At 34.1% G+C, this 20,076-nt stretch carries 21 protein-coding genes; 17 read left to right on the top strand and 4 right to left on the bottom strand.

Annotation, left to right across the window (positions count from 1 at the left end; all coding sequences use genetic code 11):
* Positions 1–247: 247 nt before the first annotated feature.
* The 7 genes from CDZ89_RS10305 (at position 248) to CDZ89_RS10335 (ending at position 5,441) form a co-directional block, all read left to right on the top strand.
* Positions 248–1,024: a class I SAM-dependent methyltransferase gene (locus CDZ89_RS10305; protein ID WP_100333664.1), complete on the top strand. Its 777-nt coding sequence runs from the start codon at positions 248–250 to the stop codon at positions 1,022–1,024.
* 36 nt (positions 1,025–1,060) lie between these two features.
* Positions 1,061–1,198, top strand: coding sequence for a YuzL family protein (locus CDZ89_RS10310; protein WP_406564885.1), 138 nt, complete (start codon positions 1,061–1,063; stop codon positions 1,196–1,198).
* 347 nt (positions 1,199–1,545) lie between these two features.
* Positions 1,546–2,124, top strand: a complete 579-nt coding sequence (locus CDZ89_RS10315) for a YpjP family protein (protein ID WP_100333665.1) — start codon at positions 1,546–1,548, stop codon at positions 2,122–2,124.
* A gap of 206 nt (positions 2,125–2,330) precedes the next feature.
* Positions 2,331–3,089 (top strand): anthrax toxin lethal factor-related metalloendopeptidase, encoded by a 759-nt coding sequence (locus CDZ89_RS10320; protein WP_096154366.1) that lies wholly within the window; start codon positions 2,331–2,333, stop codon positions 3,087–3,089.
* A gap of 114 nt (positions 3,090–3,203) precedes the next feature.
* Positions 3,204–3,998, top strand: coding sequence for a thymidylate synthase (locus tag CDZ89_RS10325; protein WP_096154367.1), 795 nt, complete (start codon positions 3,204–3,206; stop codon positions 3,996–3,998).
* Positions 3,995–4,486 (top strand): dihydrofolate reductase, encoded by a 492-nt coding sequence (locus CDZ89_RS10330; protein ID WP_096154368.1) that lies wholly within the window; start codon positions 3,995–3,997, stop codon positions 4,484–4,486. Before CDZ89_RS10325 ends, CDZ89_RS10330 begins: the two co-directional genes overlap by 4 nt.
* Positions 4,487–4,712: 226 nt before the next feature.
* Positions 4,713–5,441, top strand: a complete 729-nt coding sequence (locus CDZ89_RS10335; RefSeq protein ID WP_100333666.1) for a lysophospholipid acyltransferase family protein — start codon at positions 4,713–4,715, stop codon at positions 5,439–5,441.
* A gap of 14 nt (positions 5,442–5,455) precedes the next feature.
* Here CDZ89_RS10335 and CDZ89_RS10340 read toward each other — a convergent pair whose 3' ends face one another.
* Complete coding sequence (locus tag CDZ89_RS10340) at positions 5,456–5,683, bottom strand: hypothetical protein (RefSeq protein WP_100333667.1); 228 nt, start codon at positions 5,681–5,683, stop codon at positions 5,456–5,458.
* 254 nt (positions 5,684–5,937) lie between these two features.
* On the opposite strand from CDZ89_RS10340, the gene CDZ89_RS10345 reads away from it, so the two are divergent.
* Together CDZ89_RS10345 and CDZ89_RS10350 are read left to right on the top strand one after the other, a co-directional pair.
* Positions 5,938–6,189 carry a DUF2535 family protein gene (locus CDZ89_RS10345; protein WP_096154371.1) on the top strand — a complete coding sequence of 84 codons (252 nt, stop codon included), beginning with the start codon at positions 5,938–5,940 and terminating at the stop codon, positions 6,187–6,189.
* 217 nt (positions 6,190–6,406) lie between these two features.
* Complete coding sequence (locus CDZ89_RS10350; protein WP_096154372.1) at positions 6,407–7,249, top strand: DegV family protein; 843 nt, start codon at positions 6,407–6,409, stop codon at positions 7,247–7,249.
* Positions 7,250–7,303: 54 nt separating this feature from the next.
* On the opposite strand, the gene CDZ89_RS10355 is transcribed toward CDZ89_RS10350, so the two are convergent.
* Entirely contained in the window at positions 7,304–7,807 is a 504-nt protein-coding gene (locus tag CDZ89_RS10355; protein WP_096154373.1) for a PCYCGC motif-containing (lipo)protein, read from the bottom strand.
* 108 nt (positions 7,808–7,915) lie between these two features.
* Positions 7,916–8,173 carry a hypothetical protein gene (locus CDZ89_RS10360; RefSeq protein ID WP_096154374.1) on the bottom strand — a complete coding sequence of 86 codons (258 nt, stop codon included), beginning with the start codon at positions 8,171–8,173 and terminating at the stop codon, positions 7,916–7,918.
* Between the two features lie 202 nt (positions 8,174–8,375).
* Here CDZ89_RS10360 and CDZ89_RS10365 point away from each other — a divergent pair, with 202 nt between their 5' ends.
* From CDZ89_RS10365 to CDZ89_RS10395, 7 genes are all read left to right on the top strand, one after another.
* On the top strand, positions 8,376–9,359 hold the full coding sequence (locus CDZ89_RS10365) for a nucleoside hydrolase (protein ID WP_096154375.1): 984 nt from the start codon (positions 8,376–8,378) through the stop codon (positions 9,357–9,359).
* A 91-nt stretch (positions 9,360–9,450) separates the two neighbouring features.
* On the top strand, positions 9,451–10,938 hold the full coding sequence (locus CDZ89_RS10370; protein WP_096154376.1) for a spore germination protein: 1,488 nt from the start codon (positions 9,451–9,453) through the stop codon (positions 10,936–10,938).
* 12 nt (positions 10,939–10,950) lie between these two features.
* Complete coding sequence (locus CDZ89_RS10375) at positions 10,951–12,066, top strand: GerAB/ArcD/ProY family transporter (RefSeq protein ID WP_096154377.1); 1,116 nt, start codon at positions 10,951–10,953, stop codon at positions 12,064–12,066.
* Positions 12,056–13,195 (top strand): Ger(x)C family spore germination protein, encoded by a 1,140-nt coding sequence (locus CDZ89_RS10380; RefSeq protein WP_157842715.1) that lies wholly within the window; start codon positions 12,056–12,058, stop codon positions 13,193–13,195. Before CDZ89_RS10375 ends, CDZ89_RS10380 begins: the two co-directional genes overlap by 11 nt.
* Positions 13,196–13,344: 149 nt before the next feature.
* Positions 13,345–15,741, top strand: a complete 2,397-nt coding sequence (locus tag CDZ89_RS10385; RefSeq protein ID WP_100333668.1) for a hypothetical protein — start codon at positions 13,345–13,347, stop codon at positions 15,739–15,741.
* The gene (locus CDZ89_RS10390; protein WP_096154380.1) at positions 15,734–16,663 is read left to right on the top strand and encodes an ABC transporter ATP-binding protein; all 930 of its coding nucleotides are present in this window, start codon (positions 15,734–15,736) and stop codon (positions 16,661–16,663) included. Before CDZ89_RS10385 ends, CDZ89_RS10390 begins: the two co-directional genes overlap by 8 nt.
* The gene (locus CDZ89_RS10395) at positions 16,660–17,505 is read left to right on the top strand and encodes an ABC transporter permease (protein WP_100333669.1); all 846 of its coding nucleotides are present in this window, start codon (positions 16,660–16,662) and stop codon (positions 17,503–17,505) included. The genes CDZ89_RS10390 and CDZ89_RS10395 overlap by 4 nt, the downstream gene beginning before the upstream one ends.
* A gap of 181 nt (positions 17,506–17,686) precedes the next feature.
* Here CDZ89_RS10395 and CDZ89_RS10400 read toward each other — a convergent pair whose 3' ends face one another.
* Positions 17,687–18,907 (bottom strand): MFS transporter, encoded by a 1,221-nt coding sequence (locus CDZ89_RS10400; protein ID WP_096154382.1) that lies wholly within the window; start codon positions 18,905–18,907, stop codon positions 17,687–17,689.
* A 519-nt stretch (positions 18,908–19,426) separates the two neighbouring features.
* Between CDZ89_RS10400 and CDZ89_RS10405 the strand changes: the two genes are divergently transcribed.
* The gene (locus CDZ89_RS10405; protein WP_227521493.1) at positions 19,427–20,008 is read left to right on the top strand and encodes an SCO family protein; all 582 of its coding nucleotides are present in this window, start codon (positions 19,427–19,429) and stop codon (positions 20,006–20,008) included.
* The last annotated feature ends 68 nt before the right edge of the window (positions 20,009–20,076 follow it).

The following is a 20,076-nucleotide window of genomic DNA, read 5'->3' on the forward strand; positions in this document are numbered from 1 at the left end:
CATTAATAGTCGATTTTTTCTTTAAATATTAAGTGAAAATTGTTTGCTTTTGTATTGTATTAAAAATAGAGTGGATTGGAGCGGAAGGCACTCGACTCCTGCGGTAAAAAGAGCGAAGCGTGAGGCCCCACAGGCGGGACAACGAGGCTCACGTCGCTCCCCGCGTAGTGCCTGCAGCGGAAAGGAACGGTTAAGAATTTATATATTAAATATATGAAAACTCCAAAATTTAAAGAGGAAAACACTTATGATAGTCACAACAGCTGGTAGAACAAATAGCGAAATGACACACCTAGCGAAGAAGATAGCGAATGAATTAAAGGTGCAATATGTAGATCGACATAAAAAATCAATTAAATTCCTACAAGATGAAACGAAAAGCGATTGCATTGTTATAGGAAAAGAACGATTCGAATGGCACCCTATTCATTCTGAGGAACCAATCTTTTTCCATCCAAATTCTGCAGCTTTTCGGGCAAAAAGAATTACACGGGGTGAAACAGAACCGTTCTTACAAGCGACAAAACTAACAAGCTCCATGACATTCCTAGACTGCACATTAGGGTTAGCCTCTGACAGTATTATTGCCAGTATAATTACAGGTGAAAAAGGAAAGGTCGTTGGGATTGAAAGTAATTTTTTCTTATCTTTTTTAGTTAAAACAGGCTTACAACAGTGGGACACAGACATCGAGGACTTTAATAATGCTATGCGTAGAATAACGGTAGTGAATAGTGATCATACAAGTTTTTTAGAAAGCCTCCCATCCAACAGTTTTGATGTGGTCTATTTTGATCCGATGTTTGAATTACAAATCGAAGAATCAAATGGGATTTCTCCACTAAAATCAATCGCAACCTATTCATCTTTTCATGATTACATTTTTAAAGAAGCTCTACGCGTAGCGAAGGAGCGGGTCGTTTTAAAAGACCACTGGAAAAGTGGAAAGTTTGAAAGATACGGATTTACTGTTGAGAAAAGAAAAACAGCCAAGTTTCATTACGGAGTTTTGGAGAAATTATAAAAGAATTGGACACCTTAATTAATGGAGGTGATCCTTTTGGCAAATAAACATAAGAAAAATCCAGCAACAATAGGCTTGAATTCTTCTCAAGTGGAAGGTCAAGGTACTACTGAAAACGAATTAACTGATGGGCATCAACAATCCTCTAGCAAGAAAAAACAGAAAAAACATTAAAAAAAAGGCTGACAAGTAGTCAGCCTTTTTTTGTTGTTCCATCTTAAAATTAATCAGCAATACATAAGTACATCATATAGCCAAGTGTAACGAAACTAGTGACAATAAATAAAACATCAGTCATTTCCATTTTTTGTACCTCCAATATGTAAATAAATCTACTCCTTATTGTACCAAAAAAACTTGAAATGATAAAAGAACAATTTGTATTTTTTATGAAAGGATATATTATATTCTAAAATGACAAAAAATCGATACTTCTTATTAGTTAAATATTCAAAATTTATGTTATACTAGGTCCATAGATTTCATGATTTATGTTTTTCTTACTAGAAAGGAAGATACATATGCCTAAATGGTTAAAAAAATCCTTAGTTATCCTAATTACTACTTTAACATTTGGTACAGTAGCTCCTCCAGCATATTTGCTGGCAGAAAATAACGATGGAAAACAAACCACTAATTTTACAGATAATTCAATTATTGAAACCACTATAATAGAAAATATTGAAAAAGATTCTAAAGAAGAATTCCTGCAACTAGCTACTTTTATGGCAAAAGAGCAATCTTTTGAAAAATTCGGACCAAAAATAGCGCTAGTTATAGAAGATGAATTCAATGAAGTTATTTTACCGAAAATGGAAGAAGTAATTGCTTCCTTAGCAGAACAATTTGATGAGACAGAAATGAATTACTTAGCTATTTCTGAAAAACCGACTGGTGGTAATAGCGAGAAAATCTTTCATATATATTCAACAGAAACAGGTAAAGATATCGTACGTTTTCACGTTCGTAAAGACCGTCCACCTTTAGAAGGTTATTATTTCAATTTCCATTACCACACAATGCATGATAACTTTCAACAACACCATATGTTAGGAAGCATTTATTGGTCTAAAAACACACCACCTAAATGGATGAACTAACTACGTATAGAAAGAAGTCTTTTTAGGCTTCTTTCTTTTTGCAAAAAATGATTACTGTACCATGAATTACCACCTATTATTACAGAAAGTTTACAAAATTATCATTCTCTTTAAAAATAAAAATGATATAATAATAGTACAATATTCAGATAATATGAATTTTTTAATAAATTCATCAAGACTTTCTTCTAGGTGGAGTTGATTATATGAGAAGGCGTATTATATCTATACTATTATTAGTCTCCATTTGTTTTATACCAGTATATTGGAACGTATTTGCTAGTAATGAAGCTATATCATTAAAAAATCACCCTTCTATAGAAATGTTAGAATTGACCTCTGAACTCCCTAGCCAAGATTTATTAGGCAGATTAATTCTATTACCACAAAGTGATTTTGCAATAGATGAAGCTTTCTATATGATACAAAATGTATCATTAGTACCTGAACCTGTATTAAGAACACTTGTAAGACAAAATGTTCAATTATACTTATTTGATGGATTACTTACAGATGTGGAAGGGTTTGAACATTTAAGAGGTAGTCAACCTAGAGGGTATACATCAAACGGGCCAACATGGGATAACGTCCCTGGTATCGGGGGCTCCAAGTTAGTTTTAGCTAAAATAGGTCATAGTCATCCTGGTAACGGTCATAGTTCTATTAATTTGGAACTACACGAATTAGCTCATTCCATCGATCGATTCGTATATGGGAATATACGATACAATGAAATGTTCCAAACTATTTGGAAAGAAGAAGCGCCAATTTTATTTCCAAATCAAAACTACTTTTTGCATTTTATTGAAGAATATTTCGCAGAAACATTTGCTATGTACTTTTTAAATGACGCAACTCGTGAAAAGCTACAACTCCATGCACCAAAAACATATAGTTTTTTTGAAACGCTCGATCATTTACCAGCTCATACCGAGTTCACATTTAAAAGATCATTGCTTTACTAACATACTACACACGTGTAGTATGTTTTTTTATACCCTTTTCATAAAAAATATAAACTTTTATGTTAAAATAATATAGGTTCATTTTAAATAGTAATACATATGGAGGTTAGACTTATGAAACAATACTTACAATTATGTGAGCATATTTTAAACAATGGCACGAAAAAAGAAGATAGAACTGGTACTGGTACCATTTCAACATTCGGTTATCAAATGCGATTCAACCTCCAGGAAGGTTTTCCCCTCGTAACTACAAAAAAACTACACTTAAAATCAATTATCCATGAACTATTATGGTTTATTAGTGGAGATACAAATGTGAAGTATTTACAAGAAAATGGAGTTAGAATTTGGAATGAGTGGGCGGATGAGAATGGAGATCTTGGCCCGGTGTACGGATTCCAATGGCGTTCATGGCCAACCTCTAATGGAGAAAGTATCGATCAATTGTCTAATGTTATTGAGCAAATTAAAAATAATCCAGACTCGAGAAGATTAATTGTGAATGCTTGGAACGTTGCACACGTTGATTCTATGGCACTTCCTCCATGTCACATGATGTTCCAATTTTACGTAGCTGAAGGTAAGCTATCATGTCAACTTTACCAACGTTCAGCAGATGTTTTCCTTGGTGTTCCATTTAACATCGCGTCGTATGCTTTATTAACAATGATGGTTGCTCAAGTATGTGACCTTGAACCAGGGGAGTTTATCCATACGCTTGGGGATGCACATATTTATTCAAATCACTTGGAACAAGTACAAACACAACTTACACGTGATCCAAAAAATCTTCCTACGATGAAAATAAATAAAGAAATTACATCTATTTTTGATTTCAAGTTTGAAGACTTTACGTTAGAAGACTATGAAGCCCACCCTCATATTAAAGGCGTGGTAAGTGTATGATTAGTTTAATTGTCGCTTATGGACGAAATAAAGTGATAGGAAAAGATAACAAAATGCCATGGCATTTACCTGCAGATTTACGCTACTTCAAGGAAACTACTCTAGGTAAAACAGTCGTGATGGGAAGAAAAACGTTTCAGTCAATCGGCAAAGCATTACCAAGACGAAAAAACGTAGTGATTACATCACAACTAGACTTTGAAGCTACTGGATGTGAATTAATTTCTTCACTTGATGAAGCGCTACAACTAGCTAAAGAGCAAGAGACCTTTATCATTGGTGGTGCGACTATTTATAAACAAGCTATTGAGCACGCTGACTTCCTCTATGTCACATATATTGATGAGGAATTTGAAGGTGACGCGTTTTTCCCTGAATGGAACGTAGACGAGTGGGAACTATTATCCTCCAAAAAAGGGGAAATAGACGAGAAGAATAAATATAACTATTATTTCAATGTATATAAAAGAAGACTGTATAAAGCTTAGTGTTGATATTTATATACTTACCTGTTGTTTTTCGTGGAAGGCTGAGACTCCTGCGGGAGAAGCGGGGAGCGGGAGACCCCACAGGCGCTTGCGCCGAGGAGTAGGTTTTTTCACAACAGTGAAAATAACCTTCCTTTTTACAGCCCGCGGAAAGCGAAGCCTTCCACGGAAATCAACAGCAACCTTTAACACAGCCTAAAAGAAAAAACATTTAGGGAGAATTATTATGATTAGATCTATTTGGTGGTTCATTTTCTTCTTTAGTTATGTAATTTACAGCTTACCAAAACTAAAGAAAGTAAATAATTTAAGTAAAGATATACCTGTAGAAGAAAGAGATAAGCTTGTTCATGATACGCCTAAAAAATGGGCTAGAGCATTAGTTGAATTAACAAAATCAACAGTGACTGTTACTGGACAACATCACATCCCAAACGGTGCTGTACTTTTTGTAAGTAACCACCAAGGGAATTTTGACGTTCCAATTTTAATTGGGTATTTGGAAAAGCCTTTAGGTTTTATTTCAAAAGTAGAGGTTAAAAAGATTCCATTAATCCCAAGGTGGATGGAAGCCATGAATTGTGTATTTATAGATAGAAGTGATAGAAGAAAAGCTATACAATCCATTCGAGATGGGGCCCAACTATTAAAAAATGGTCATTCGTTAGTTCTTTTCCCAGAAGGTACAAGAAGTAAGGGAGAGGAAATGGGCGAATTTAAATCAGGTGGGCTTCGACTTGCAATTGATAGTAGAGTACCAATAGTGCCCATTTGTATTTCTGATTCTTATAAAATAATGGAAGTAAACAAATTCGGTTTCTCTAAAGCAGATGTTTCAGTCAAACTTGGCGAACCCATTTTACTTCCAGCAGAAGGTAAAATTGATAGCTCAGCTTTAGTTGAACAAATTCAAAACAAAATAGTTGAATTACAAAATAAAAAAGTCGTTTCTTAAAAGAAACGACTTTTTTATGAATCATTATTATTTGAAAAAAACTTCATCAGTTGCTCATAATCATTTTCATCTTCAAAAAAGCTTCTTGTCCAATTTTCCGCTACCCAATCCTTCATTTCATCGGCATTATTGAACACTTCACCACTAGTATCCTCTTTTCTAACCATGAACTTATTATTTTCATAATCCAACGTAATTTCACACCCTATAGCATTACCCTTACACCTAAACTGAAATTCCATAATACTACCCAACCTTCTTCTTAATTTCAATGAATTATTATTATAGCGTTCCCATTTAGCATAATTATTACTAAAAATGACCAAAATATAAATGCATTTCATTTAGAATAATATTGATAATTCAACAACGGTAATTACTCATAGCAAATTGAATAGTAAATAAATTGTTTTATTTTGTCTACTCAAATATAAAGACGAAATATAGTACTTTAGAGTATAATAAATACAAACGGGTGAAAAAGAGGATTGATACTTTGCTATGGAAAAGCCTAGAGTTCACAAATGAAGTTGGACAGAAGGTAAAAGTCATTGAAATTCCAGTATTGGAGGACGATAGCACTTATCACTTTATGTTGAATTGGCGCTTACAACAATTCTTACTAAAAGTAAACACCGATTCTAAACCGAAACAACATTACTCATTTAAAGAATATTTAAAAGAAGTATTAAAGTGGCCTGATTATTGCTCTATTTTCAAAGAAGATGTATTGAAATATAATGCATAATGTTATCGAATTATGTTACTATGAAAACAGGGAATTTAACCCTGTTCTTTTTTTTGATCTTTTAAGTATTAACTATCAAACCTCTCACTTCAGCTCTTTGAAATACATACATGACAGACATTTAAATTTTTTACATAATAATTTAGAAAAATTATTTTTACGAGCATGATTTGAGGGTATATTAGTAAAAAAGTGATTATTTCGGGGAAGTGATTAAATGACGGTTGTAAAAATAGTAACAGATTCAACTATAGACATTGATCGATCTATACTTGATGATTTAAACGTTGAAGTAGTACCACTATCTATCACAATTGATGGAACTTCTTATTTAGACAGAGTAGATATTTCTGCTTCAGAATTTATGAAAAAAATGAGCGAGTCAAAAGACTTACCAAAAAGCTCTCAACCTGCAGTAGGAGATTTTGTAGAAGTATACAATCGCTTAGGAGCAGATGGAAGTAAAGTTATTTCAATTCACATGACTGGTGGAATGAGTGGTACTGTCGGCTCAGCTGAAAGTGCTGCAAAAATTTCTGAATCAGATGTAACTGTAATTGATTCTCGATTTATCTCTTTTGCCCTTTCTTTTCAAGTAGTGGAAGCAGCAAAGATGGCAAAAGAAGGAAAGACTGTTGAGGAAATTGTAGCTCGATTAGATGTAATTAGATCGAATACTGAGTTATTTATCGTTGTAGATACGTTGGACAACCTTGTAAAAGGGGGACGCATTGGTCGTGGTAAAGCACTAATTGGTTCTTTACTTAACATTAAGCCAATTGCCTCTCTAGAAGATGGAGTATACACACCTGTTACAAAAGTGAGAAGTCACTCACAGTTAGTAAAATTCTTAACTAAACGATTTGCTGAAGATACTTCCGGTAAAGTAATTAAGGCCGTTGGAATTGCACAAGCTGACGCAGCTAAATTAGCAAATACACTAAAAGACTCTTTAACAAACGTATCAGGATTTAACGAAATTGGCATTGTTGATACTACTCCAGTAATTGCAACCCACACAGGTCCTGGTGCTATAGCATTAATGTACTATAGCGAATAAGAAAAAACCTGACTTTGTTTAAAGTCAGGTTTTTTTATTTTAATATAAAAAGTATTAATTAGATGGAGGCATTGGTGTATTCGTTGGTTTTGCATAGCCTTCTTTATACATTGTATCAATCATTTCTCGTATTTCTAAAAGAGGTGTGCCTTTATTAAATTCGCTTACAGAAAGTGCTGCCGTTTCTAAGCAGACTCCACAACGAGTACCGTGATCATCCCATACTACAGAGCCATCTTCAATGTTTTCATGTACAAAGCATTCGTAACTGTTTCGATGACCAACTGAAGTTCCACAGCCACAGTAACAAGGAATATACTCTAAAACATGTTCATAATTTGCAGCAGCTTGATAAATAGTGACTATGCTTTCTGACTGGTTTGTTAGGAAGTTAGGTAAAGTAGCTAATGAATCAGTCTTCTCTCGTATATCTCCTTGCATAAAGGAAGGTTTTTCATGATTATGTTGATCTGCTGTATCGTTTATTGCTTCATTGTTAGTATTAGAACAACCAATCAAAAGAAAAACAGAAACAAAAATAAATAGTATCTTTTTCAAAAAAACACCTCATTCACCGTTTACTATAGTTTATAATAACATAAAACTAATAGAGAACTATCATTTATGCCAATGACAGTTTTGTGAACGAGGTCTAAATCATTTAATTTACCAAAATAATAATCCACCTAATACTATTCCAGTAATAAACGCTAAAGGAACTGCTACTGGACTATATCCACGTCCATAATACCCACCATAAAATCCATAACCGAATCCACCTAATTGTCTACCACCAGACGGCTGAATATATACAGTTCTTGGTGTAACTCTTACAATTCTCCCTGTATGTCTTGAACCATCACGACATGTTAACGTAACATTTTGACCGTGGTATCTTTGACATTGGTTATAAAAATGTGACATTTGCCTTCCTCCTTAATTTTCAATTCCTTATAACCTATTCTCCTTTAACATTGTTGCTTGTATGTTTGTCTTGGTTTGTCTACCTACTTTTATACAATACTAATTTCCTAATATTTGAAGCTATCGGTATGTTAATCCATTCTAGAGAATACATATTTATTAAACATAATCCGAACGGTGCTAAATATTAGGAGGAGTTTAAATGTCTAAAAATGTTTTATTCTTTGGTGATTTTGGAATTGATGACATAATGGCTTTAATTTATGCTTATTATGAAGTCGGAATAAACACTGTAGGCATCGTAGCTGAGTACGGAAATGTATCAAAATTTCAAGCAATGAGGAATGCATTATATCTGCGTGATATAACTGGTAGAGACGATATTCCCATTGTCGGTGGTGCAGAACGATCAAGTTTAGGAACAACCCCAACCTTTTATCCGGAAATTCATGGACCTGAAGGATTTGGTGGTTTTATTCCTCAATTTGAAGGTGAATCTCCAGAAGAATTATTTGAAAATTTTCACGTTATTTATGACATTATTGAGCAGTATGAAGGGGATTTAGCTATCGTTAATACTGGAAGATTAACTTCCCTAGCAACTTCATTTATTTTATATCCCGAAACAATGCAAAAAGTTAAAGAAATATATATTATGGGAGGAGCCTTTAATTTTCCTGGTAATGTCACACCTGTCGCAGAAGCAAATATTTGGGGTGACCCTTATGCGTCAAACGTAGTATTTACGTACGCAAAAAATTTAACGATTATTCCGTTAAATGTGACTCAAAGGGCAGTTTTAACACCTGAAATGGTAAATAAAATTGATAAGGCGGCAAACGAAGTAGATAACAAAATAGGAAAAATCATCAAACCGATGATGGATTTTTATTATCAATTTTATAAAGCACAAATACCAACAATAAAAGGAGCACCACTTCACGACTTACTTGCTTTATGGGCAACTATTAATAACGAATCGTTCACATATGTGAATCGCCCAGTTAAAGTAATCGTTAGTTTAGGAGATGCTTTCGGTCAGACTGTAGGGGACTTAAGAGAATTGATTCAACTAGCTCCTTACCCTAATCATAACTTTGCTATCGACTTTGACTATGATACATTTATCGCTAGAGTTCTGCATGTGCTAACAAACGATATGCTTCATCCAAACTCAAACGACTAACCACTAATTCATTTAAAATTAGTGGTTTTTCTCATATTTTTGAAAGAATTGGTAAACATACAAGTAATTACACTTTAAGGGTGAAGGGAAGATGGAACAGCAAGTAACATTATCAAATATAAATTCAGATGAACTTATTAATCTTTGTAAGAAAAACTTACAAAATAGTGAAGATTTATTATTTCACAAAATGGTTTTTAAAGACAATAAAAAACTAGTCATAATATACTACAATCCGATGGTGAACACTTCTGATTTAAATCAGTTTGTGCTTACACCATTATTAGAATATGAAGATAAACTATTACCGAATATAAAACAATTAAAAGAACATCTTCCTTTAATTAATACAGTAATGGAAAGTGACATAAGTAATATTACAAAAGAATTGATTGCTGGTCATGCAATCGTCTTCATCGAACAAGAAGATTCTTTACTTTATATCGATGTTTCTAAAAGAGCGGAACGAGGACTAGATAAAGCGGAAACTGAATCATTAGTCTTCGGCCCGAAGATATCTTTTACGGAATCTTTAAGTACAAACATCACTATTATCAGGCAAATCATCGTGAGAGACGATTTATGTATTGATAACGAAAGAGTAGGCAAGAAGAATGAAACGGAACTTAGGCTAGTTTACATAAAAGAGCTAGTAGATTCGGAGACAGTTGACATATTAAAAGAAAAAATTCGCAGTTTGGAAGTAGATGACGTTTTTGAAACATCGATACTAGCTCAATTAATTGAAGATAATAGTTATTCCATATTCCCACAGTTTATACAAACGGAATTACCAGATAGAGTTACATATAATTTAAATCGTGGAATGATCGCTATTTTTGTTGACCGGAGTCCGATGGTTCTTACTGGACCTGCAAGTCTATTTAGTTTTTTTGAATCAACAGAAGATCTATATATGAGATGGAACATGGGAAGCTTCATTCGTATTCTTCGCTATATGACCATGTTTTTGTCAGTACTACTTACTCCGGCCTATGTTGCGACAATTACGTATCATTACGAAATGATTCCTTCTGCTCTATTAGTTTCCTTAGGTGAGTCGCGTTCCAAAGTTCCTTTTTCGCCCATATTTGAAGCGTTTCTATTAGAGATAATGATTGAGCTCTTAAGAGAAGCAGGAGCAAGACTTCCAACAAAGGTCGGACAAACAATGGGTATTGTTGGTGGTATCGTATTAGGAACGGCTGCTGTGGAAGCTGGGTTTACGAGTAATATATTAATTATCGTTGTTGCTCTTAGTGCACTAGGTTCATTTACGGCACCGAGTTATTTAATGGGGACTGCCATTCGTGTAATACGATTCCCTATTTTAATTTTGGCAGGACTTTGGGGTGGCATAGGTATAACAGTTGGTTTAGCCTTTATATTACTGCACTTAATTCGATTAACAAGTGTGGGAATGCCATATTTACTTCCTGCCTATCCTTTAAAAATTTCAGGGCTAGCGAATACAATTGTAAGATTGCCTCGACATTTGTTAAGTAAAAATCCAAGTAAAAAAAGTATTTTCACTATCAAATCCATTAAAGAAAATTATTCAAAAGATATTGACGAGTAGGTTGTGGTGCATTTGAACACTACCAATATAAAAAAACAATATTTATTATTTCCTGCCTATTTGACGTTTTTCATTGTGCATACGACTCAAATGGGAGTTGGAGTAACTGGTTATCAACGTGTCATTTTCATGGAGTCTAAACAGGATGCTTGGATTTCCTTGCTTATTATGTATTTCGTTATGAATACCGTTATGTTTATGATTTGTTATATTTTGAAAAGTTATAAAGATAAAGATTTATTTGATATTCATAAAGCTTTATTTGGAAAATGGTTCGGAGGAGCTATAAATCTTGTCTTTATTACGTATTTATTGGCTGGATTTTTGGCCATCATTTTGGCCTATACAGAAATTGTACAAGCATGGGTGTTCCCGCAGATGGGTTCATGGGTGATTGCCTCAATCATACTACTACTAACCATTTACGGGGTATTCGGTGGCATAAGGACAGTTGTAGGTGTTTGTTTTTTAGGATTTTTTCTTGCCATTTGGTTAGTTTTTATTATTACAGAACCTATGAAATATATGGATCTTACCTTTTTTCATCCCATTTTAGAATCTAGTCCAAAAGAGTTGGTGATGGGTGCTTACAAAGCATCGTTTACTGTGTTGGGGTTTGAATCACTATTTTTCGTTTATCCCTTTATAAAAAACAAAGAAAAAGTTCCCTTTTATGCTCATCTTGCAGTCGGTTTCACTGCTTTTCTTTTAGTTTTGATCATGATTGTATCGATAGGATATTTTAGCGGGGAACAACTTGAACTAACGATATGGGCAACTTTATCCATGTTTAAAATTATTCACTTTCCGAATTTAGAGAGATTTGAGTTTGTTACAGTATCTGTTTGGTTGATTGTCATTTTACCAAATATACTCATTATCATGTGGTCAGCAACACGTGGGTTAAAGAAAACATTTGGTGTAAAACAAAAATTCCTTGTTGTCATTTGCAGTGCAATGATTTTCATTATATCCCTGTTCTTTCGTAAAAGAGTATTTATAAATGAATACATCGATATGGTAGGTCAAATCGGATTTGGGATAGTATTTGGCTATTCAACATTACTTTTTATTATTGTTTTTCTTTCCAATGTTAGAAAAAAAGTTGGTGAAAAAAATGGGGCATAAATGTAAAAGCATTCTTCTACTATTAGGCTGTTGTTTTCTAATGACTGCGTGTTTAGAGTCTAGAAACTTAGAAGAATTGGGCTTAGTAACAGTAGCGGGATACGACAAGGAAGAAGATTTATTAAGAGGTACGATTGTATATTACGAATTTGATCCACTTCATCCAAATAACACAAAGCTTGTTTCTTCTGTTGCTCGTACTGCAAAAGGTATTAGACAGCAAGAAAACTTTTCTTCAAGTAGAAGATTGTTGGCAGGACAAGTTCGTGCAATTATATTTGGAAAAGAACTAGCGGAACAAGGCATGATTCAGTATATTGATACATTAGGAAGAGATGCCGAAATAGGAACAATGGTATATATGGCTGTTAGTGAAACATCTGCATACGATTTACTCACTTCCGCTCAACAATCAAGAGATATAACAAACGCAGGAACATACTTATATGAACTCATCAGGCAAAATGTAGAAACAGAATCACTTCTTTCACCAACTTTACATGAATTTATGCAATGTTATTACAGCGAAGGAAGAGATGCTACTGTACCAATGCTTTCCTTTTCTCAAGGAACGATGTACGTAAAAGGCCTTGCATTGTTTCAAGATGACAGAGTGGTAGGATCGATATCGACAAATGAGTTATTTTATCTAAAGCTAATAAAAGACCCTTTTAAGTCAGGTAATGTTGAATTAGAAATGCCAAAAGAAGACCTACAAAAATTCATCAAACCAGGTGAAGAAACTAATGATGAAAGAATGTACTTATCATTAGAACACTTAAGAAGTAATGTAAAAGTAAAATTGGTTGAAGAAGCAGTTCCTAGTTTTGAAGTTACCATAAAAATAGATACACGTATTCTGGAAATATCAGAAAACTATGATATCGGAAAACCAGAAGGTGTAAAACTTTTGGAAAAGGAAATTAGCAAAGATATTGCAAAACATACAGAAGAAATTATTTATAAACTTCAGGAAATGAATTCTGATCCAATAGGATTTGGTAACGTTTATCGAGCTAGAGTAGGTTATAAAAAGTTTGATAAAGAACAATGGAGAGAGCTATACCCGAATGCAATCTTTACAGTTAAAGTTGACTCAAATATTCTTCGTACAGGTGTAATGGATTAAAATTAATCATAAACACTAATTGAGACTGTATCACTAAGTATGTATACGAAGAGCATTGTGAAATTAATTCAATAATATCGAAACTTTTTCTCTTAAAAGTTCGTCTATAAAATATATTAGTGTATGGCGAATTTTTAGGGGGATAAATTGTGAGAAAAAGTGGTTTTTATGGGGTTATTATTTTTTTATTATCTATGTTAATTATTCCGTTGAATACTTTTGCGGAAAATTCATTAGAAGCAAAAGTGCAGTATGGTATTCAAAATAAAGTACAGGTTGGTAAATCCTTTCCAATCAACATTCAATTGATAAATCATAGCAATGAAACGATGAAAGGAGACTTCGTTATATTTTCTAATCCCACGTACAATATGACTGGAAGCTATGTAATCCCTGTTTCCATTTCAAGTGGTGAAACGAAGGAAATTGACATCGTAATAAAAGGTATGTACGAACACAATTTGAATAATAGTATCTTCAGTTTCTATGAAGGTGGCGTTAAAAAAGGAAAAGAGATAAAGCTGACTGGTAACATAGGTTCCACTCCAAGTACGCTTCCACCTGAACGGATTATTACAGGTATATTAAGTAATGACGCAACAAAAGTAGACTATTTTAAATTAATGAGACTTCAAGGTGAATCCATCGAACTATTTAAAGTGGATGAAACCCAACTTTCGAATGACCATAAAGGCCTTGAAATGTTAGATTTGATAATTGTAAATAATTATGATTTGCAACGCTTCTCCGAAGAACAACGAAACGCCATTCGTGAATGGGTATATCAAGGTGGAACATTATTTTTTGATACGAACATGAATGTTGTAAATTCGATGCAAGGCTTGGAGGATTTCCTTCTATTAACACCTAGTAGCACAAGCGAATTAAAATCACCAAAACAAATGCCAAGCAACTTGAAAGTTTTTAATGGAACAGTTTTAGACGATAAAGTAAGTGTCATAACAAGTGAGAATGAGATTCCGATTACATTAACGAAACAATTCGGAAGAGGATCAGTTATTCAATTTTCAACAAGTTTCAGTAACGATAAAATGACGGAATGGAAAGAATCAAGTGAATATTTCCGAGGAGTTTTAACAAGATACATTAGTTCGAAAAACAACGATATAAAATATGGATATAACATAGAGGAAGAATTTACGTCATCGTTGTCGTACATTGGAGACATCTATCCAGGCAATGTTATTTCTGTTCCTCTCTTAATCTTTGGTTTTGCATTATATTTACTTTTAATTACCCCGGTACTATATTTTATCTTAAAAAGAAAGAATAAAAGAGAACATGCTTGGTGGCTTGTTCCAACTATTGCGGTCGTTACAAGTTTACTTATCTTTACAGTTGGAGCAAAAGATAGACTAAAAGGCACTCAAATCAATGAATCTAGTATTCTCCTTTTGGATGGAGATAAAGCCTCAGGATATGGCGTTGTTTCTTTTCTCTCTAACAGTGGCGGGCAATATGAGATTGAAAATAAACATGTAGACTTGTTTCCAGTAAGTAGAACGTACCGAGGCGATAGTGACATTGCAAGAAAATATGCTTACTTACATGTAGGAGGGAAATCAAATAGCGTCGAGTTTAATGATGTAGAATATTGGTCAATCCGTTCAGCGGTTGGTCCAGTATCTGGAATACAATTAGGAACGTTTTCTTCCAAACTAGAAATTAACGATGGAAAGCTAGAAGGAGTTGTTCTCAATAATTTACCGATAAAAATGAACGATGCGTATATATTAACTGGACGTCACGTTTACGAAATTGGCAGCCTAGCATCTGGTGAAGAGAAAAATCTTTCCTTTTCCATTGGAAATCAAAGTGCCTCACATATTTTACCACCTAATTATAGTGCTTTGAATAACTTGTTCCCGAATTTTGCAAATAGAGAATATGGCACAAGGTTACAAAAGTCAGAATTAGAAGATTTCAAGCGTTATAGACTGTTAGAATTATTGATTGTAAGAAAAGGTATGACGCATAATTTTAATTCACCCGTAATCATTGGGTATACGACGGTCCCTTTATACGATACAAAAGTAAATGGAAAAGAATCTGGGAAATCCGCCTTACACCTAATAGCCATTCCAATACAAATTACAAATAAAGTTGGAGGATCTTTCTCCTTAACAGAAGAGTCACTTATAACGAACATCGACATCGTAGAAAATAAAGATGGCTTTATTTATTTCGACGGATTACATGAAGAAGATAAAACTGCTTTTGTAGGAAAAGGCTCCTATTCTATTACTTATGAAATACCTGAAGCCATAAAAAAAGAAACGACAAACTTTTCTTTATTAAACATTACAGTTTCTGAACGAAATAAAGGGCTTAGGTTCTCTATCGTCAATCAAAACAGTAATGAATTAGTAGAGTTAGAAGCTGCATCCGTTACGATCGATAAGGATATTTCGGATTACATTAGAAGCTCAAATAAAGTCGAAATCATCGTAGAAAATTCTTCTCAAGAAGACCGGGAATTGTTCCTACCAAGAATAAAGCTAGAAGGAGAACTAAAACATGATTAACATTGTGAATCTAACAAAAACATATGGTAACATTAAGGCTTTAGATTCTTTGAATTTGTCTATCGAAAAAGGTTCTGTTTTTGGTTATGTAGGTCATAACGGAGCTGGGAAATCGACAACTTTCTCAATTTTAGCGACGCTTTTAGCACCAACTAGTGGTACCGCAACAATAAACGGATACGATGTTACGAAACAACCGCATGAAGTAAGAAGACATATTGGCTATATGCCTGATTTTTTTGGGGTTTATGACCAATTAAGAGCAGATGAATATTTAGATTTTTATGGTGCCAGTTACGGCATTCCTTCTAGTGAGCGTGATAAATTAATACCAGAGCTATTAGAGTTAGTTCATTTATCCAACAAAAAAGATTCCTATGTTGATCTTCTTTCCCGAGGGATGAAACAAAGACTTTGTTTGGCTCGTGCGTTAATACACAATCCAGAAGTATTAATATTAGATGAACCAGCATCAGGCTTAGACCCACGAGCTAGAATTGAGATGCGTGGTATCATGAAGAATTTAAAGGAGATGGGCAAGACCATTATGATTAGTTCACACATTCTTCCGGAGTTAGCTGAAATGTGTGACACAATCGGTGTTATTAATGGTGGGAAACTTGTTGCAACAGGAAGAGTTGAGGAAGTTCATAAAAGATTACAAGCCAACAAAATCTTTCATGTAACTGTGCTGAATGATATAGATGGAGCATTGAAGTTTTTTGCCGGACAATCAACTATTTCTAACGTGGAAGAAAAAGAAAAAAACACGATTATCTTTAGCTTCACTGGTAGTGAGGAAGAACAAGTTGACATGCTCCATGCTGCACTACAACATGGGCTGAAAATATTAAACTTTAGTCAAGAAGCTACAGACTTAGAAGATATCTTTATGGAGATTACGAAAGGGGTGGAAGAATGAAACATCTCTTAACGAATCCAATGCTAAACAAAGAATTCAAACTAAGATTTAGAAGCTTCAAAAGCTTTGTAGCAATATTTTTCTACTTAGCGATACTCGGTTTAATTGCCTTACTTTTTATTTATCTACAAACTAGTTTTGAAAGTGCAGGCTTTTTTAATCCAGATAACAGTAGAGGGATGTTTACATTAATTGCATTCGTTCAGCTAGCATTAATCTTTTTTATGACTCCAGGTTTAACAGCTAGTGTTATTAGTAGTGAACGTGAAAAGCAAACATTAAACATTTTGTTAACGACCCAACAAACATCTACAAGTATCATATTGAGTAAGTTGTTTTCTTCTCTATCCTTTCTGTTGCTTATTGTCATCTCTTCTTTACCTTTATATAGTATTGTATTTTTGTTTGGTGGAATCTCACCTAAATTATTGTTTTACACTTTTATGATCTATCTTATAACAATGATAACTTTTGGTAGTATTGGCGTAATGTTTTCTACACTTATACGAAAAACAATGGTGGCGATGATTTGTACGTACGGAGTTGTTTTTTTCTTAGCCGCTGGAACAGCTTTGTTAACCGTATTCTCTATTGGTCTGATAGGAAGTGTAGGTGGGGAAGGGACCACAAATCCAATTCCATATTTTATTGCCATGTTTAATCCATTTATCATTATGACGACAAACTTCACACAAGAAATACATGCGGAAATTAGTCGTTATTCAGGCATTCAGTTACCGATCGGCGTAGGATTTGTATTGGCTTTTATTTTCCTAACCTTTGGAGCAATAATCGTTAGTATAAAGAACCTTCGTCCGAACATGAGGAAGTACCAAAAATAATTTAGAAAGTAAATATAATTCCGTGCCGGTGGTGTGGACGCTTTCCGCGGGGGAGGCGGTGAGTCTCCTCGAGCCAGTCGGCTCTGCGGGGTCTCAGCTGCCTGATTTTCCCACAGGAGTCGTCCACACCACCAGCAGTTCAATTCGATAAATACTCATAAAGAACTATTCTAACAACATCTTATTCCGGTTGCAGTTGTTCTTCGTTCTCGTACGAAGATTTTTTTATGAAGTAATAGGAGCTTAAAGCAACTATTACTGTCCATACTGCTAAAGAGAAGAATAGTATGAAGTTTCGTTCAATCATAAATTGTGCAAAGACTAAAGGTCCAAGGGCAATACCAATGAAACGGACAGAACCATATATGCTAGTTACAAAACCTCGAGAAGATGAATCCGAGTTAGTAGCAATGATGGCGTTAATACAAGGTAGAATACAACCGATCGAGCCACTAATGATGGACACTATGGCAAAAAAGAGTCCTAATGACGTAATGAAAGGTAAAACTAGAAATAGTAGAGAACAAATAATAAAATTAAAAATCACAATATCTACTCTATTGATTTTAATTTTCTCCATTCTCATTCCAATAAAATAGGAACCGAGCGTTAAAAAGAGTAATGGAAAAGATAATAAGAGTCCATTGATGACTCCGTGTGTATTATATCTTGCCTCTAAAAACTCCGTTATGTAAAAGAGCATTCCAAATATAAGAAATAAGCACGTTCCACCAGCTACATAGCTAACAAGAATCCATTTTCCTTGTTGATTCATTACTCCTTTAAGACCGCTAACATAATTTCCGAAACTTTGCCTTGCTTTTGGAACCACTTTCTTTTCCTCTACAAAAAAGGCAATAAGAACAAAAATAATGGCACAAAACAACGGAAAAGAAAAAAACACTAATGGCCACATAAAGATGGCAAGCAACGCTCCAAGTAGTGGGGAAATGACTTTACCAAAACTATTTGTTGCTTCTATTAACCCTAATACTTTTACTTGCTCTGATTTTTTGAAAACATCTACAGTCAATGCAAGAGCAATAGGAGCAGTACCTGCAGAACCAATACCTTGTAACACTCTACCAACCAATAACCACTCCAGTGTAAAAGAAGATACATTTAAACTAGCCACACCAGCTATTAAGCCACCAACACCATACAAGAATAAGGAAACTAAGATTATTTTTTTTCGTGAAATATTATCCGACAAGTAACCTAAAAAAGGAATAGTAATGGCCCCAACAATAGAAAAAATCGTTATGATTAGACTTACTTCTGTCTCGGTTAATAATAAATCTGTTCTCATTTCAGGGAGGATCGGAATTAAGAGAGAATTTCCTAATACGAGTACAAATGAAGTAGAGGAAATAGCTAAGATTGTTAAGTTTTCCATCTTCATAAATGTATAACCTGCTTTCCTAAATGTGAACAATTATGTTCACATTTTTCGTTTAATTGACAAACTCAAGTTCCTTTTCTTTTCTATAGCAATGATTTTTGATAGTATTTGTAATGGAGTACGTGTCATAATGTATAGCTACTATCCGAAAACGAGTTATAGCTTGTTATTATTTAATATTTGGCTGTGTAAAGGACCACTGTTGATTTCCGTACCAGTCTTCGCTTTCCGCGGGCGGTAAAAAGGAAGGTTATTTTCACTGTCGTGAAAAAACCTACTCCTCGGCGCAAGCGCCTGTGGGGTCTCCCGCTACCTGCTTCTCCCGCAGGAGTCTCAGACTAGCACGGAAATCAACAGGTTAGTTTTTTTACCTACACTAAGCTTTAACACAGCTAAAAATTTAGTATTTTTATTAGTACAACTTGTATACAAACTTTTATAAAGTTCGTTTTTCATTAAACGAACTTTATAAGAAATTAAACTCAGTAGAAGAGGAATTCATGAAGAAGGTGAAATAATTTGAAGAAATTTTATTCTTTGGCATTACTATTCATAGCTTCACTAGTGCTAACGGCATGTAACGAAGCAACAATACCTGACAAAACGAACTGGCCTTTAGAAGATTTTAGTCACATAAACCAAGATGGGGAGGACTTTAGTTTATCTAATGACGTAAAGGGAGAGGTAACAGTTGTAAATATGATTTTTACAAACTGTTCTACTGTATGTTCTCCCATGACAGCTAACATGGCTCGTTTACAAAGAATAGCTGCAGAACAAGACATTAATATTCAATTGCTTTCTTTCTCTGTTGATCCAGAAATTGATGACCCCGCCACTCTTAAAGAATTTGGAAACAAGTTTGATGCAGATTACTCCAATTGGAGCTTTATTACTGGCTACTCTCAAAAATATATCGAAGAATATGCAATGAAAAATTTCAAGGCCATCGTTGTAAAACCTAAAAATGACCCCGAAGTTATACACGGTACAAGGGTGTACTTAGTTAACGAAGAAGGTGTAGTAGTGAAAAGCTACGATGGACTTGATGTTCCATATGAAGAAATATTAGAACATGCACAAATATTATTAAATAAATAGGCTATGTTATTAAATATTGTTGAAATCAACAGCGGCCTTTAACACAGCCAATAAATGAAGTTAGTAGA

The sequence above is a fragment of the Bacillus alkalisoli genome (genome assembly GCF_002797415.1).
GTDB classification, from domain to species: Bacteria; Bacillota; Bacilli; order Bacillales; family Bacillaceae_I; genus Bacillus_CD; species Bacillus_CD alkalisoli.